Below are 15,461 nucleotides of genomic sequence, written 5' to 3'. Positions count from 1 at the left end.
GGGCCGTTTAGCAGCCGGACGTATCCTGCGAAATGACCGGCGGCGTAACGACAGGTGGAGTTGCCGCACTGATCGTGGCTGCAGTATATTTCACGTAGCACTTGGCGCCTTTGGTCGAATTCGATACGCTGATCGGCACAAACGCAACCTCGGTGGCAGAGGTGACAGGATTATTGCCCGCCGCCGTGCTTGGGGCAATGGTTTTGTAATCGGCACTATTGATGCCAGCCATGTCTGCAACCTGGGTTCCGGCTACAGTTGGATAGCCGCCGGTATCGACGGCAACTGTCAGGCCTTCCATAGCGACGCTGCTCCCCTGCGCGATCAGCCAGCGGCTGTGGACCATCGACGTTGCCGCGTTCAGCGAACCACGCACTGCCGACACGCTCGCAGCACGAGCCTCGGTGCCGACATCCATAAAGCGCGGCAAAGCGGTAGCGGCCAAGATGCCGAGAATTACGATCACAACGATCAGTTCGATCAAGGTAAAGCCAGCTTGCTGCGAGCGGGTCATCGAATTTGAAATATTTTTCATCACTTCTCCATGAGTTCAAAAATCATATGGACCAGCGTCATGGCTAGTCATTTAGTTGATTCAGAACAACACCGGCATTTTCGGCAGGTGGCTCTGAAGGCCTGACGGTTCGTTCGGGCAAGCGCCGCAATTCTAACTTGAAATAGAGCATTTGTTGTTGCTTCAATGAAGATTTCTCCGGAGCAAGTAAAACATAGACCAGCTCTTTCGACTCCCTATCAAAGAACCAAGTTCCCGGTTGGGCCGCAGCGCTGCCTCGGTTCGCGAACTCGCCCACATAATTGACGGGCTTCACCTCCAGCAATTGCATGGGATTGCTACCCTCGAGTGCACTGGTTGCTGCGGCTGATCTTAGGCGATGCATTTCTACTGCGGCGCGCAGTTGTGACAGCGTCACATCTATTGCCCGCTCTTCTGCGCTCCTAGTGTAGAACGGAATCTTGCCGAGGAAAACCGCCAGTAGCACCAAACCAACGATCAGCCACACCAATGATTCAAAACGCCGGAACCTGCTCTGCTTTGTCATTTTTTGAAAGCGACTTTGCCCAGGTCCCAGATCGGCAGGAACACACCGAGCGCCAGGATCAGCACCATGATGCCCAGGAACGTAATCAGGATCGGCTCGATCTGTGCCGACAAGGTCTTCAGCTCATAGTCGACCTCACGCTCGTACATCGAAGCGATCTCATCCATCAAGTCATCGAGCGATCCGGTTTCTTCGCCGACGGCAATCATCTGCAGCACCACGGGCGTAAACACGTTGGCTGCGACAGCAGTGCGCAGGATGCTTTCGCCACGCTCGACGCCGTCGCGCATCTGCTCCACGCGGGCCGCCAGGTAAGCGTTGTCCACGGTCTGCGACACGACTGTCAGCGCCTGCACGATCGGCACGCCGCTGCGGGCCGACAGCGAGAAACTCCGGGCAAAGCGCGACATGGTCCCCTTGTGGATGATCTTGCCGGCAATCGGCAAGCGCAGTTTCCATCGGTCCCACCTATAGCGCCCGGCTTCGGTCGCGATCCATGAACGCCAGCCGAAGCCACCCACGACAAGCAGGCCGGCGAACAAGGGCCAGTAATTCACCGTGAAATTCGATGTCGACAGCAGGATGCGGGTCATCAGCGGAAGCTCGGCGTTCAGGCTCTGAAACACCCCGGCAAACGCGGGGATCACCCACATATTGATCACGACCATTGCCACCGCCATTGCAATCACCACGAAGCTTGGGTAGCGCAACGCCGTGCGTACGCGCTCGTTCATATCGCGCTCGAATTCGAGGTGATCGAACAGGCGCAGGAAAACTTCGTCCAGCCGGCCTGTCATTTCGCCGACCCGTATCATCGACAGGTAAAACGGCGTAAATGCTTCTGGATGGCGCCGCATGGATGCCGACAGCTCGCGGCCGGCATCGAGCGACTCGCGCAGGTCGGCGATCACCCGGGCAAAGGGCTTGCTGATGGCCGACTCCTGCAAGCCTCCGAGGCCGCGCATGATAGGCACCCCGGATTTCAGCAAGGTGTGCATCTGCCGGCTGAACAACTGCACATCCATCGAGTTGACGCTTTTTTCCGTCAGCTTTTCCCACAGCTGGCTCCAGCCAGACTTGCCGGGAGCGCGGTCGGCGGTCTCGGTAATTTCCACCGGAGTGACCCCGGTTGCGAACAGTTGGTCGGCAACGGCCCCGCTGTCCGCCCCCTCCAGCACGCCGGCCAGCAATTCACCACGGCCGTTGCGGCCTTTGTACGCGAAATAAGGCAACTCAATCCTCTAGCTGGTTACTGATACGCATCGCCTCCGAGACGGTGGTACGCCCCTGGACTACCAATTGCACGGCATGGCGCCGCAAGGTCTGTCCCGCCATCTGCTGCGCCGCAGCCTTCAGGAACGTAGCGGGATCCAGATCATTGGCGGCATCCACCACCGACTGGGTCATTTCCAGCAGCTCATAGATGCCGGTGCGGCCGCGGAAGCCGAGGCCATTGCAATGGGAGCAGCCCTTGCCATAGAAGTAGTGGCCCATGTCGACCTTGTCCTTCAGTTCGAGGCTGAGCCATTCGTGCTCGTTTGGCGTCAAGGTGTACGGCGTGGTGCAGGACTCGCAGATCAGGCGCAGCAGTCGCTGCGCCAACACGGCCTGCAGCGAACTGCCCACCATATAGCGCGGCACCCCCATGTCCATCAGGCGCAGCGGCGTGCTGGCGGCATCGTTGGTGTGCAGGGTCGACAGCACAAGGTGGCCGGTCATTGCGGCGCGCAGGCCGATCTGCGCAGTTTCCTGGTCGCGCATCTCGCCGACCAGCACGATGTCCGGGTCCTGGCGCAGTGCGGAGCGCAGCACGCGCGCAAAATCCAGCTCGATTTTTTCGTTGACCTGCACCTGGTTGATACCGGCCAGGCGGTATTCGACCGGGTCTTCGACGGTGATCAGCTTCTTTTCCATCGAATTCAGTTCAGCCAGCGCGCAATACAGCGTGGTGGTCTTGCCGCTGCCGGTTGGGCCGGTCACCAGCACCAGGCCGTTTGGGCGCGCCACGATGCCGCGGAACCGGTCCAGCAACAGCTTGGGCATGCCGATGGCATCCAGGCGCAAGGTCATGCCGCTCTGATTCAACAAACGCATGACGATCGATTCGCCGTACTGCGTCGGCATGGTGGAGATACGAACGTCGATGCGGGCGGTCTTGACGCGCACGGCGAAACGGCCGTCTTGCGGCAGGCGCTTCTCGGAGATGTCCAGGTCGGACATCAGTTTCAAGCGCAGTGCCAGGGCCGGAGCGATCTTCATGTCGGCTTCGGTTTGCAGGTGCAGCACACCGTCGATGCGGAAACGGATTTGCAGCCGGCCTTCCTGCGGCTCGATGTGAATGTCGGATGCACGCACCTGCGCAGCATCATCGAACAGCGATTGCAGCAGCTTGACCACCGGGGCTTCTTCCAACCCTGGGCTGGCGGCGGCGAGCGCGCCAAAGTCCACCGAGCTCTCGTCCATCTCCTGTTCCAGCTCACGCGCCAGGCCCGAGATATCTTCCGTGCGGCGATAAATGCGGTCGATGGCGGCCAGCACTTCGGTCTCGTTGACCACGGCCAGTTCGATAGTCTGCTTCAGCAGGCGTGTGATCTCGTCATACGCGAACAGGTCGGTCGGGTCGGACAGGCCAACCAGCATGGTCCCCTTGCGGTCTTCCAGCACCAGGGCGCGGAAGCGGCGTGCCTGGGTTTCCGGCAGCAGCCGCACCAGGTCGGAACTGATCTGGTAGAACTTGAGGTTGATATAGGGGATGTTCAGCTGGCGCGCCAGTGCGCCGGAAATCTGTTCTTCAGTGACAAAGCCGTGTTCAACGAACACCCGCCCCAGTTTGCGGCCGCTGCGTTTCTGCTCCGCGAGCGCCATGCCCAACTGTTCCTCCGACAGCAGTTTTTGCTGCACCAGGATTTCACCCAAACGAACCTTTTCCGGTCTCGTCATACCGCTTCCCCGAATCCATTGTGTGGTTCGCATTGTATGCGAAGGAATCGTGCAAGCAAAGCAAATCCAGTTAGCAGATTAACCACAGTCGAAGCGCGTGACTGGAGGGCGACGAATTCTTGCAATACGTGCTCCAATTGCAGGGTCCCATCCAACCCACCCAATGCCTGCACGCCGCCATGTACCAGCAACATTTTGGCCTGCACGAGGCCCCTTTCGGCATTACGCCGAACCCTGCCTTTTTCTATGGCGGGAATACGCGCGGCGAGATCCTGTCCGCCCTGCTCTACGCTGTCACCCAAGGCGAAGGCATCGTCAAGGTGACGGGCGAGGTTGGCTGCGGCAAGACCATGCTGTGCCGCATGCTCGAGGCGCGCCTGCCGCGCGGCGTGGATGTGCTCTACCTGGTCAATCCCACGCTTGGCCAGCAGGAAGTACTGCACGCGATTGCCGCTGAGCTGGGGCTCAACACCAACGGCCGCCGCGCCGATGAGGTGTTGCGCGCGCTACATGCAGAGTTGATTGCGCGCCATGCCGCTGCACACCGCGTGGTGCTTCTGGTCGAAGAAGCGCAAGCCATGCCGCTTGAAACACTGGAACAAGTGCGCCTGCTGACCAACCTCGAGACCGCCCGCAGCAAACTGCTGCAAATCGTGCTTTTCGGCCAGCCTGAACTGGATCAGCATCTCGCCCTTCCACGCATGCGACAACTGCGTGAGCGCATCACGCACAGCTTCAATGTGCCGCCGATGCCACGCGAGCAGATCCCCTACTTCCTGTCGCACCGCTTGCGCGCCGCGGGCTACCAGGGGCCCGAACTGTTCAGCAGTGGCGCCGTGCGGCTGATCGCGCGCGGCTCGCAGGGCGTGGTTCGCCGCATCAATGTACTGGCCGACAAAGCGCTGATGGCCGCCTTTGCCGAGGATTTGCCGTTTGTAAATTCCTACCATGTGCGGCAGGCGATTGAAGACAGCCGTTATTCGTGCGCGGTGGTCCCGGGCAATCGCAGTATGATCGCTTTCGATAAACTCCTGGCAACTTGCTTCAGGCGGCGAACAACATGAAGAACCTTGCGGCTTCCCTGTTATGCGTCCTGCTTGCGGCTTGCGCAGCGCCGAAACTTCCCTTGTCTCCAACCCATGTGGCCGAACCAGAGCCAGTGGCAGGCATGATTCCGGAACCGGTACAGCAGAGCGCCGCACTTGCGCCGCCGCGCCCGACTGCGCGGCAGGAAACTTATAGCGTGTCGGTGCACCGCGTGCCGGTGCAGTCGGTATTGTTCGCGCTGGCGCGCGATGCCGGGCTGAATGTCGATGTGCATCCCGCGATTGAAGGAACAGTGACGCTGAATGCGCTCGACCAGACCTTGCCGCAGTTGTTGGCGCGTATCGGCAAGCAAGTTGATCTGCGCTACGAGCTGCAGGGAAAGAACCTGGTTGTCCTGCCGGACCAGCCGTACTGGAACCATTACAAGATCGATTACGTCAATATCGCGCGCAGCACCAATAGCAGCGTGAATATCGCGACCCAGATCTCCACCACCGGCGGCTCTGGGTATAGCAGCGGCGGCACGCCGTCCAATCCGGTTCCGAGCGCCGGCAGTTCGCTCGGAACCGGCGGCAACAATAATTCGACTACTTCGGTCGCGAATCGCTCGGATAACAATTTCTGGTACAGCCTGGAGAAAAATGTCCGCGACATGCTGCGCCCGACCACGCTGAATGACCAGCTTGCCGATCCACTGGCGCAAATGCGGGAACAAGCCAACGCCATGATGCAGCAGGCGCAGCCCGGCGGTGGGGCCACCGAAGCAAACTATCCGGGTGCGCAGGCCGCCGCGGCGCAGGCACGCGCACCGGTCGGCGGACTCGCGGCCAACACCGCGTTCGGCACCGGCGCCGCGGCACAAGGCCGCAATTCTCCCTCCGTGCTCGCCAATCCGGAAGGCGGCCTGCTTTCGGTGCGCGCGACAAGCCGTCAGCATGAGAAGGTTCAGGAATTCCTCGACATCATCATGTCCACCGCCAAGCGGCAAGTGCTGATCGAAGCGACCATCATTGAAGTCAAATTAAGCGACCAATACCAGCAAGGTATCAACTGGGCGCGCATCAATGGCAACGGCAAGCTGGGTCAGGGACAGGTCGGCACCACGCCGCTGCCGTCCGGCGTGGCGCCAAAGGGCTCGGCGGGGATGTTCATCTTCGACTATGCCAATCCGACCACCCGCTTCGGCAATATCACCGCCACGCTCCAATTGCTGGAATCATTCGGCAAAGTAAAGGTCCTGAGCAGCCCCAAGATCAGCGTGCTGAATAACCAGACGGCCTTGCTGAAGGTGGTCGACAACAGCATCTTCTTTACACTGAAGGTGACGCCTGCAGTACTCACGTCCACCGGCACCATTGCCACGCCGGCGACCTATGAATCCAAGGTGGAAACCGTGCCCGTCGGCTTCGTCATGAGCGTGACGCCGCAGATCTCGGCGGAGGATGAAGTGACGCTCAACGTGCGGCCGACCATTACGCGGATTGTCGATTACGTTGAGGACCCGAATCCCGAGCTGAGCAAACAGAACGTCAAGAGCAGGGTCCCTGTCATCCAGGCGCGTGAAATGGAGTCCATACTGAAGGTCCAGAGCGGACAGGTCGCGGTCATGGGCGGCTTGATGCAGGATTCGGTCGACAACAAGAAGGACAGCATTCCGCTGCTAGGCTCGGTGCCGGTGCTTGGCAACCTTTTCTCCTACCGGAATGAGACGGCCAGCAAAACCGAACTCGTGATCTTCCTGCGGCCGGTGGTGCTGAAGGACGCCAGCCTGGCGGGCGACTATCGCAACTATCGTTATTTGATGCCCCCGCGGCCGGAGGGCGAACTATGAGCCTGCTCATGCAGGCCTTGCGCAAGGCCGAGCGCGCCCGTGCGCAGAATGGACACGACGCGGAGCATGAACAGCAGCCGGAGCTGCCTCCTTTTGACGCGGACGCTATTCCCTCCCCTCCGCCAACGGAAGGCGGGCCGGCGTTTGGCGCCATGCCGGATGCCTGGCGGCTGGAACCGCTCGATGCCGAACCGCCAGTCGTCGCTGCGCAGGAGGCGGCCCATGATCCTGTGCCGCCGCAGGCGCGCCATGAACCGGCGCGCACGCCACCGCCAGCGGCGGGGTCTTTCAAACAGCCTGGCGCTTCTGCCGGCACCAACGACGGCGCATCCCCGGGCGCCACCCGTGCAGCGGCTTCATCTCGGTCGAAGGCCGACAGCTTGCGGCGGCCCGGCTTGCAAGGGGCGCTGGCCTCGTCACAACGCCGGCTTGTGGTATTGGCGGGCACTCTGTCTGCCTTGCTGGCGGTGTTTGCCTTTATCTATTGGCGTGCCGTGTCTGCTCCAGGGCCCGGTGCGCGCTTGCCCATGGTTCCAATGCCTGCGCCCGGATCACCGCCGGTGGCGCAAACCGGCACGCAACAAGGAACCCCTATTCCTGTGACGCCCTATGTCACACCGCTTGGCGTTGACCCGGGCCTGCAAGGCGCTGCGCCAGCCGGTGCTGCCGAGGCGGCAGGCACAGGTGGCGTGTCTGACGCTGGCATCGGTGCGCCGGCATCGGCTTCGGCTGGCTCCGCAGGGGCCAACGGGACGGCCGGATCGGTCGGCGCCGGAACTGCGCCAGCGGCCATGGGAGCAAAAGCCCCGGCGTCGCGGCCGAATGCCGACGTGACGATTCCAACACCCGAGCAATTGGCAGCCATCACCGACCCCGCGATCCGTGCGGAAGCCATGCGCGATGCCGCCGAACGCGCGGCACGACAGGTGCGTGCCGAGGGCGCCGCACAAGCCCCCGCACCAATCATAAAGCCAGCACCGCCCCAAGCCGTCGAGCATGCCAGACGCGAAGCAAGCACGCCGGCGCTGAAGACCGCCATTGGCGACACCGGCAACATCCAGTTTGTGCGCAGCGCGGCGTCGATCCAGGTCGCGCCGGCAGTACAAAACGGCTACGCCGCCCTGAAATCCGGCGACCTGGCCACCGCGCAGCAACAATACGAACTCGCCCTGCTGCAAGACCCGAACAACCGCGACGCCCTGCTCGGCGCCGCCGCCGTGGCACTGCGCGAGCACGATGGCGGGCAGGCATCGAGCAACTACTTGCGCCTGCTGGAACTCGATCCGAACGATCCCGACGCCCTGGCCGGCCTGGCCGAGCTACGTCCGGGCGACCTGCAGGCGAACGAAATCAAATTGCGCGGCCTGGCCCGCCAGCACCCCGACTCGGGGCCCGTGCAATTCGCCCTCGGCAACCTGTTCGCACGCCAGGGCCGCTGGCCGGAAGCCCAGCAAAGCTACTTCCGCGCCTTCAGCGCTTTGCCCGACAACGCCGATTACGCCTTTAACCTGGGTGTCGGGCTTGACCGCATGAACCAGCCGCGCCTGGCGCTGACCTATTACCGCCGGGCGCTGGAATTGGCGCAAGCCAGTCCGCCGGCCTTCGATATCGACGCCGTCCGCAAACGATTACAAGTCCTCGAAACGCCGCCCCGATAAAGCACAATGGCCGACACGCAGAAAATCCCGCTCGGCAAACTGCTGATCCAGAAAGGCGTCATCAGCCAAGACCAGCTGCGGATCGCATTGACCGAGCAAACGCGCAACAGCGAACCCTTGGGCAAGCTGCTGATCGCGCTCGGCTTCGTGACGGAAGCGACGATGCGCGAGGCGCTCAGCGAAAATCTGAATACCCGCTCGGCCGACCTGAAAAGCCTGGTGGTCGATGCCATTGCGCTCAAGCTGATTCCCAAGGAGGTGGCCAAGCGTTACCGCGTCTTCCCGATTGTGTACGAGCGCGCGACCGATGAGCTGGTGATCGCCATGTCCGACACCACCAACATCGTGGCGCTGGACCAGATCAGCGCCATGCTGGTCAAAGGCATTGCGCTGGTGCCGCTGCTGGTCAACGATTCCGACATTGCGTATGCGATCGACCATTACTACGGCTTCGAGTTGTCGATCGACGGCATCCTGCACGAGATCGAAACCGGCGAGGTGACGCTGGACGCCTCCTCCGACGAATACAGCCAGCCCATGGTGCGCCTGATCGACGCCCTGTTGGCCGATGCAGTGCAGAACAGCGCATCCGACATCCACTTCGAGCCGGAGCACAGCTTCTTGCGCGTGCGCTACCGCATTGATGGCATCCTGCGCCAGATCCGCAGCCTGCACCGCTCTTACTGGCCCGCCATGGCAGTGCGGCTCAAGGTGATCAGCCAGATGAACATCGCCGAGACCCGCGCCCCGCAGGATGGCCGTATCTCGATCCAGTTCTCCGGCCGCCAGATCGACTTCCGCGCCAGCAGCCAGCCCACCACCCACGGCGAGAACATCGTACTGCGCGTGCTGGACCGCCAGAAAGGCATCGTCCCGCTGGATAAACTTGGCCTGGCCGAGCATGAACTCGACGTACTGAAGCTGATGATCGCGCGTCCGGATGGACTGATCCTGGTCACCGGCCCGACCGGCAGCGGCAAGACCACGACCCTGTATTCGATCCTGAACCACATCAATACCGAGTCCGTGAACATCATGACGATGGAAGACCCGGTCGAATACCCGATGCACCAGATCCGCCAGACTTCCGTCAACGAATCGGCCAAGCTGGGATTCGCGGACGGCATCCGTTCCATGATGCGGCAGGATCCGGACGTGATCCTGGTCGGCGAGATCCGCGACAAGGAAACCGCCGACATGGCGCTGGCGGCGGCCATGACCGGCCACCAGGTCTACTCCACGCTGCACACCAACTCAGCGGTCGGCGCCATCCCGCGCCTGCTGGACCTGGGCGTCGTGGCCGACGTCCTGGCCGGGAACATCATCGGCATCATCGCCCAGCGGCTGGTGCGCAAGCTATGCCCCCACTGCCGGCAACCGGTCGCAGCCGACGAGCTGGAACGGCGCCTGCTCGGACTGCCTGCCGACCACCCGCCCGCGACCATCTACCGCGCCGGTGCCTGCGACCGCTGCGCGCATCAGGGCTACAAGGGGCGCATGGCCATCATGGAACTGCTGCGCATGACCGGCGAGTTCGACGAAATGGTGTCGCGCCGCGCGCCAGCCAGGGAGTTGCGCAATGCCGCCCACGCCGCTGGCTTGCGCTCGCTGGTCGACGACGGCATGCGCCGCGTGCTGGAAGGATTGACCACGCTCGACGAGGTATCGCGCGTGGTCGACCTCACTGACAGGTTGAGCTGATATGCCACAGTTCATCTACCGCGCCATGGATGCCAACGGCAGCATCGTGCCGGGCAATATGGACGCGCATAACGTGCCCGACCTCGAATTGCGCCTGCAGCGCATGGCGCTGGACCTGATCGACTACCGCGAAACACGCCGGCGCAAGCTGCGCATCGGCGGCCAGCGCATCACGCGGCGCGACCTGATCAACTTCTGTTTCCACCTGGAGCAGATGAGCAGCGCCGGCGTACCGATGCTGGACGGCTTGCGCGACCTGCGCGATGGGGCCGACAACCTGCGGCTGCGCGAGATCATCACCGACCTGGTGGAAAAAATCGAAGGCGGCCTGCAGCTTTCCAGCGCGCTGGCCGCCTATCCGGAAGTCTTCGACCAAAGCTTTACCAGCCTGGTTCGCGCAGGTGAGCAGAGCGGCAAGGTCAATGAGGTTTTCCGCGACCTGGCCGAAAACCTCAAATGGCAGGACGAACTGGCGGCACAGGCGCGCAAGGCCATCACCTACCCCGCCTTCGTGCTGGTGATCGTGGGCGGTGTGATGTTCTTCCTGATGATCTACCTGGTTCCGCAGCTCACCGCCTTCATCAAGAATATGGGCCAGCAGTTGCCGCTGCATACGCGCGTGCTGATTGCGCTTTCCGATTTCTTCATCCACTACTGGTACCTGCTGCTGGCAGCGCCCGTGGCGGCATGGCAGCTGCTGCGCTGGCAGTTGCGGCGCGATGAACGCAGCGCTTTCGCCTTCGACCGCCTGATGCTGCGCGCCGTGCCGGTACTGCACAAACTGATCATGGCCCGCTTTGCGACTTATTTCGCGCTGATGTATGCCGCCGGAATTCCGGTGCTCGAGTGCATCCGCCTGTCGGAAGGAATTGCCGGCAACCGTGTGGTGGCCGCCGCCATGCGCCGCGCACGTGAACTGATTTCGGAGGGACATACTGTTGCCGCGGCCTTCAAACAGGTCGGGCTGTTTCCACCGCTGGTCGTGCGCATGCTGCGGGTGGGCGAATCGACCGGCGCGCTCGATGCGACGCTGCGCAACGTGGCTTACTTCTACAACCGTGAAGTGCGCGAAAGGATCGAGCGCATGCAATCCATGATCGAACCGGCGATGACCGTGATCCTGGGAATCGTACTGGGATGGATCATGCTGTCGGTGCTCGGGCCGATCTACGACACCATCAGTTCAATCAGGATCTGAGCCATGACCCGCAAACTACTCCTGCACCTCACCGGCGAACGGCTTTGCTGCTGGCTTTGGGAGCGCGGCTACCTGGCAGCCGGGCCATGCTTCGGCCACACGCCGGACGGCCTGGCGCAATTTGCGGGCTGGCTGGAAGGCCGCGGCGACACACCGGCCCTGATGCTGGCCGACCTGGTGGAAGAGGACTTCCAGCGTCAACTGCTGCCCCATGTTGCTGGGCGCGCCGGCATGACCATGCGCGACCGGCGCCTGACGCAAACGTGGCGCGACACGGCGTTTCGCAGCGCACACCAGCAGGGCCGCGAGGACGAGGGGCGACGCGACGACATCGTGCTCTTTTCCGCCCTGACCAATCCGGCCATGCTGACGCCCTGGCTGGATATTCTGGAAAGCCAGCGCATTCCGCTCGCGGCGCTGTATACGCCGGCGCTTTTAAGCGGCGCCTTGCTGCCGGACGAGGCGCGGCGGGAGCCGCATCTTCTACTGGTGACGCAACACGCCAGCGGCATCCGCCAGACCTATCTCCAGCACGGTAAGGTGCGCTTCTCACGGCTGGCACAGGCAGCGGCAGGCGCCGAACAGGAGGCAGAGCGCACCCGCCAGTTCCTGGTCGGCGCGCACCTGCTGAAGCGCGACCTGCCTTTGCAGGTGCTGGCATTGCTGCCGTTGGCACGACTTGCCTCGCCGCCGGCGACGGCCAATATTGCACCGCTGCTCGACTGGCGCGTCATGCCATTGGAGGAAGCAGCGGCCAGGCAAAGGCTGGCCGCTTCCGACGATCCGGATCAGTTGTTTCTAGGCCTGGCTGCGCGAACTGCGCCCACCAGCCACTATCCGCTCGGGCCGCGCCAGCGCTATTACGGCCTTTGGCGCGCGCGCAGGTCGCTGTATGCTTCGAGCGCGGTCCTGGCGGCCTGCTGCCTGCTGTGGACTGGCGCGAATATTGTCGGCCTCTCGCTGGCGCGCAGCCATACCCAGGAATTGCACCAGGAAACGCATGGCTTTTCGACTGCATACAAGAGCAGCATGTCGAGCATGCCGCCAGCCGTCGACAAGACTGCCAACATGAGGGCCGCCGTGCAGATCGCGCAGATGGTGGCGCGCCAGGGGCCGTGGCCGCAGGCCGTGATGTCCATTTTGAGCGAGGCACTGGAACGCTCGCCGCAGATCCGCCTCACCCAGCTCGATTGGCGGGCCAACGCACCGGGAGCGGTGCCGGTGACAGCCAGCACTGCCTTTCCCGGCGCCGCGCCGACACCGGCCCTTGTCACGCCGCAGTCGTCCATGCTGATCGGGATTCCCAAGGCGCCGCAGCAGCAGATGCGGCTGCAGGCGGAAGTTCTGGTGGAGCAGGACGACTATCGCAGCGTGCTGCTTAGCATGAACCGCTTTGCGCAGGAACTGGCGCGTACACCCGGCATGGTGGTGGAAATTGAACAACTGCCTTTCGATATAAGGCCCAACGTCAAGCTCAGTGGCAAGGCAGGTTCGCCTGCCGGCTTGGGCGAACGATCGAAATTCACGTTGAATCTGAGGTGGACGCCGTGATCCTGTTCCGTGAGTTTTCGCTCCTGCGCAATGCAGTGCTGGTGTTTCTCGCCACCCTGGCGGTTGCGCTGGCGGCCGTATTTGCGAGCTCGTGGCAATTGAAGCGTGCGCATGTTGAGGAGGCTGCAGCCTTGCTCGAGCGCGATGGTGCGCGCTTGCGGCTGGCCCACGCCGAGACGGAAAAGGAAGAGATCCGGCAGTACCAGCCGCAGTTCGTGGAGTTGCGCCGCCGTGGCATGGTGGGGCCGGAGCGGCGCCTGGACTGGGTGGAGGCGATCCGGCAGATACAGGAACAGCGGCGCTTGCTGCCTTTGACGTATGAGATCGAGGTCCAGCAGCCATACCGGCTGGAGACTGCGCTGCCGACGGGCGATTACGCCTTGCTTGGCAGCCGGATGGCCTTGCATATGGACCTGCTGCATGAACTGGATTTGTTGAACTTCCTTGCCGACCTGCGGCTGACGGGAACCTTTGCGGTGCAGGATTGCGTGATCCGGCGTACTGCCGGCGCCGCTCCGGTGGCTGGCGTGCTGGCGCCCGCCCTGAATGCCGACTGCACCTTGAACTGGCTGACCTTGACGCCCGTTGCCGCGCCGGCCGGGTCGATGCGGGGGGCGCCGTGAGGGCGGGCGTGCCAGTGCTGCTTCTGTTGCTGGCGTCCCAGGCGTGGGCGCAGGGCTTTGTCAGCATGGGGAGGTTGTTCACCACGCCGGACGAGCGTGCACGGCTCGATGCACAGCGCAACCAGGCGCCAGGAACGGCCGGCATGAGCGGCACTGCCCTGGCGCCGGCAATGGACGCGGCGGCGGGCTGTCCTGCTGCGGCGCCGGGATGTCCGCCGGCCGGGTTAACGGCTGGTACAACGGCGGGGACGCAAGGCGATAGCGAGGCGGAGGCGGCCGGGCTTCGGCTGGGAGGCGTAATCCGCCGCAGTGATGGGCCGACGATGATCATCTTGAATGGCGAGGCGCAAGCGGCGCCGCCCGGCGCCGTGATGCGCGGCGCGGTCACCTTGCAGGCCGACGGACGCTCCGTGGTCCTCAAGCCAGGACAGCGCTACGATCCGGCCACTGGAGCAGTGCATGAAGACGCTCGCTAAACAGCGCGGCGCCGCGCTGCTGGCGCTGCTGCTGATCGCCACGGTGGCAATGGCGGCGGTCCTGCTCTCCGCATTCGGCGGCAGCGGCGTGGAGCGGGCGCGCGAACAGCGCACCTATACCTTGCTGGCACAGGCCAGCGAAGCGCTGGTCGGCTTTGCGGCCACCCACGGGCGCCTGCCACGTCCGACGACAGTCACCGCAGTATCCGGGCGCGAGCGAAGCGCGCCCTGCGCCAGCGAGGCCGACTGCACCGGCCTCCTGCCCTGGCTGGACCTGGGCCTGCCGGCACAAGACAACTGGGGCCATCAATTGCGATACAGCGTAACGCCTGCGTTTACCGTGGCACCGCTGGCACGGACGGCGCTGGTCGCCGGCAAACGGGTGCTGTCGCGCGACGCGAACGGCGCGCTGTTCTTCGTCGCCGGACAGGAAGCCTGCTCGCTGGCCGCGCAATGCGTACCAGCCATCGTCCTCTCGCGCGGCCGCAGCGACGCGCCAGGTAGCCAGGACGAAACCGGCAACCTGCTGGCCGAGGCCAACTTCATGCAACGTCCGCGCAGCACGGAATCGAACGCCCCGGGCGGCGCCTTCGACGACCTGCTCGTCGTCGTACCGCTGCACACCCTCTACGAAAGGATGGCGGCCGCCAAAACCCTGCCATGAAAAAGCAAACAGCCTTCACCCTGGTTGAAATGGCCATCGTGCTGGTCATCGTCGGCCTGCTGCTGGGCGGCATGCTGGCACCGCTGTCGGCGCAGATGGACCAGCGCCGCGCGGCCGACACGGCCAAGGCGCTGGAAGAGGTGCGCGACGCGCTGGCAGGATTCGCCGCCCGCAACGGCTACCTGCCCTGCCCCGCCATCTCCGCCTCGAACGGCCTGGAGGACCGCAGCGGCACCCGCTGCGGCAATGAGCGGCGCCTCGGCTTCCTGCCATGGGCAACACTGGGCTTGCCCAAGCTCGACGCCTGGCAGCACCTCTACCTATACAGCGTCACCCCGGCCTACAGCGACAGCGGCGCACTATTTCGCCTCAATACGCCACGCGACATCACCATCGCCAGCCGCGACGCGAGCGGTGCACTGGTTCCGGCCAGCGCCCAGAACGACATCCCCGCCGTGGTGCTGTCACAAGGCCGCAACGGCTTCGGCGCTTTCAGCGATGTTGGCGTGCAGGCCGCCGACATGGGCCAGGGCAATCTCGACGAAAAGGCCAACGTCCAGGCCGACGGCCGCATGTTCATCGCGCGCGACCGTGCCGACAATCCGGCCGCCGCGGGCGGCGCCTACGACGATATCGTGGTCTGGCTGTCGCCCAACATCCTGTTCAACCGAATGCTGGCAGCCCAACGGCTGCCATGACATGCAAACCAAG

Annotated in this window: 14 protein-coding genes; 10 read left to right on the top strand and 4 right to left on the bottom strand. The window is 63.3% G+C overall.

The annotated features are described in order from the left end of the window. Positions 1 to 7: 7 nt before the first annotated feature. From ACQ4MM_RS11620 to ACQ4MM_RS11605, 4 genes are read right to left on the bottom strand one after another with little or no spacing between them, the layout of a single operon-like run. Positions 8 to 535, bottom strand: coding sequence for a type II secretion system protein (locus ACQ4MM_RS11620; RefSeq protein WP_431477603.1), 528 nt, complete (start codon positions 533 to 535; stop codon positions 8 to 10). 43 nt (positions 536 to 578) lie between these two features. Beyond that, positions 579 to 1,061, bottom strand: a complete 483-nt coding sequence (locus tag ACQ4MM_RS11615) for a hypothetical protein (RefSeq protein ID WP_431477508.1) — start codon at positions 1,059 to 1,061, stop codon at positions 579 to 581. Beyond that, entirely contained in the window at positions 1,058 to 2,293 is a 1,236-nt protein-coding gene (locus tag ACQ4MM_RS11610) for a type II secretion system F family protein (protein WP_431477507.1), read from the bottom strand. The genes ACQ4MM_RS11615 and ACQ4MM_RS11610 overlap by 4 nt, the downstream gene beginning before the upstream one ends. A 1-nt stretch (position 2,294) precedes the next feature. Beyond that, a complete protein-coding gene (locus ACQ4MM_RS11605) occupies positions 2,295 to 4,001 on the bottom strand; it encodes a GspE/PulE family protein (RefSeq protein WP_431477506.1) in 1,707 nt (568 codons plus the stop codon). A gap of 128 nt (positions 4,002 to 4,129) precedes the next feature. On the opposite strand from ACQ4MM_RS11605, the gene ACQ4MM_RS11600 reads away from it, so the two are divergent. The 10 genes from ACQ4MM_RS11600 to ACQ4MM_RS11555 are packed head-to-tail and all read left to right on the top strand — an operon-like array spanning position 4,130 to position 15,448. Beyond that, positions 4,130 to 5,065: an ExeA family protein gene (locus tag ACQ4MM_RS11600; RefSeq protein WP_431477602.1), complete on the top strand. Its 936-nt coding sequence runs from the start codon at positions 4,130 to 4,132 to the stop codon at positions 5,063 to 5,065. Continuing rightward, entirely contained in the window at positions 5,062 to 6,879 is a 1,818-nt protein-coding gene (gene mshL, locus ACQ4MM_RS11595; protein ID WP_431477505.1) for a pilus (MSHA type) biogenesis protein MshL, read from the top strand. Before ACQ4MM_RS11600 ends, mshL begins: the two co-directional genes overlap by 4 nt. Beyond that, on the top strand, positions 6,876 to 8,537 hold the full coding sequence (locus ACQ4MM_RS11590; protein WP_431477504.1) for a hypothetical protein: 1,662 nt from the start codon (positions 6,876 to 6,878) through the stop codon (positions 8,535 to 8,537). Before mshL ends, ACQ4MM_RS11590 begins: the two co-directional genes overlap by 4 nt. A gap of 6 nt (positions 8,538 to 8,543) precedes the next feature. Then, positions 8,544 to 10,238: a GspE/PulE family protein gene (locus tag ACQ4MM_RS11585; RefSeq protein ID WP_431477503.1), complete on the top strand. Its 1,695-nt coding sequence runs from the start codon at positions 8,544 to 8,546 to the stop codon at positions 10,236 to 10,238. 1 nt (position 10,239) lies between these two features. Beyond that, complete coding sequence (locus ACQ4MM_RS11580) at positions 10,240 to 11,436, top strand: type II secretion system F family protein (protein WP_431477502.1); 1,197 nt, start codon at positions 10,240 to 10,242, stop codon at positions 11,434 to 11,436. 3 nt (positions 11,437 to 11,439) lie between these two features. Next, the gene (locus tag ACQ4MM_RS11575) at positions 11,440 to 12,987 is read left to right on the top strand and encodes a hypothetical protein (protein ID WP_431477501.1); all 1,548 of its coding nucleotides are present in this window, start codon (positions 11,440 to 11,442) and stop codon (positions 12,985 to 12,987) included. Then, a complete protein-coding gene (locus tag ACQ4MM_RS11570) occupies positions 12,984 to 13,610 on the top strand; it encodes a hypothetical protein (protein ID WP_431477500.1) in 627 nt (208 codons plus the stop codon). Before ACQ4MM_RS11575 ends, ACQ4MM_RS11570 begins: the two co-directional genes overlap by 4 nt. Positions 13,611 to 13,618: 8 nt before the next feature. Continuing rightward, positions 13,619 to 14,086, top strand: coding sequence for a hypothetical protein (locus ACQ4MM_RS11565; RefSeq protein ID WP_431477499.1), 468 nt, complete (start codon positions 13,619 to 13,621; stop codon positions 14,084 to 14,086). Next, positions 14,070 to 14,750: a hypothetical protein gene (locus tag ACQ4MM_RS11560; protein ID WP_431477498.1), complete on the top strand. Its 681-nt coding sequence runs from the start codon at positions 14,070 to 14,072 to the stop codon at positions 14,748 to 14,750. Before ACQ4MM_RS11565 ends, ACQ4MM_RS11560 begins: the two co-directional genes overlap by 17 nt. Further along, positions 14,747 to 15,448 carry a type II secretion system protein gene (locus ACQ4MM_RS11555; protein ID WP_431477497.1) on the top strand — a complete coding sequence of 234 codons (702 nt, stop codon included), beginning with the start codon at positions 14,747 to 14,749 and terminating at the stop codon, positions 15,446 to 15,448. The genes ACQ4MM_RS11560 and ACQ4MM_RS11555 overlap by 4 nt, the downstream gene beginning before the upstream one ends. The last annotated feature ends 13 nt before the right edge of the window (positions 15,449 to 15,461 follow it).

The organism is Massilia eburnea, from assembly GCF_050709955.1.
Taxonomy (GTDB): domain Bacteria; phylum Pseudomonadota; class Gammaproteobacteria; order Burkholderiales; family Burkholderiaceae_D; genus Rugamonas; species Rugamonas eburnea_A.
This window is presented reverse-complemented; position numbering and strand designations above follow the sequence as displayed.

Coding starts and splice junctions, on each gene's coding strand:
- ACQ4MM_RS11575 (WP_431477501.1), top strand. CDS start 11,440: ATGACCCGCAAACTACTCCTGCACCTCACCGGCGAACGGCTTTGCTGC.
- mshL (WP_431477505.1), top strand. CDS start 5,062: ATGAAGAACCTTGCGGCTTCCCTGTTATGCGTCCTGCTTGCGGCTTGC.
- ACQ4MM_RS11605 (WP_431477506.1), bottom strand. CDS start 4,001: ATGACGAGACCGGAAAAGGTTCGTTTGGGTGAAATCCTGGTGCAGCAA.
- ACQ4MM_RS11615 (WP_431477508.1), bottom strand. CDS start 1,061: ATGACAAAGCAGAGCAGGTTCCGGCGTTTTGAATCATTGGTGTGGCTG.
- ACQ4MM_RS11585 (WP_431477503.1), top strand. CDS start 8,544: ATGGCCGACACGCAGAAAATCCCGCTCGGCAAACTGCTGATCCAGAAA.
- ACQ4MM_RS11555 (WP_431477497.1), top strand. CDS start 14,747: ATGAAAAAGCAAACAGCCTTCACCCTGGTTGAAATGGCCATCGTGCTG.
- ACQ4MM_RS11580 (WP_431477502.1), top strand. CDS start 10,240: ATGCCACAGTTCATCTACCGCGCCATGGATGCCAACGGCAGCATCGTG.
- ACQ4MM_RS11590 (WP_431477504.1), top strand. CDS start 6,876: ATGAGCCTGCTCATGCAGGCCTTGCGCAAGGCCGAGCGCGCCCGTGCG.
- ACQ4MM_RS11560 (WP_431477498.1), top strand. CDS start 14,070: ATGAAGACGCTCGCTAAACAGCGCGGCGCCGCGCTGCTGGCGCTGCTG.
- ACQ4MM_RS11620 (WP_431477603.1), bottom strand. CDS start 535: ATGAAAAATATTTCAAATTCGATGACCCGCTCGCAGCAAGCTGGCTTT.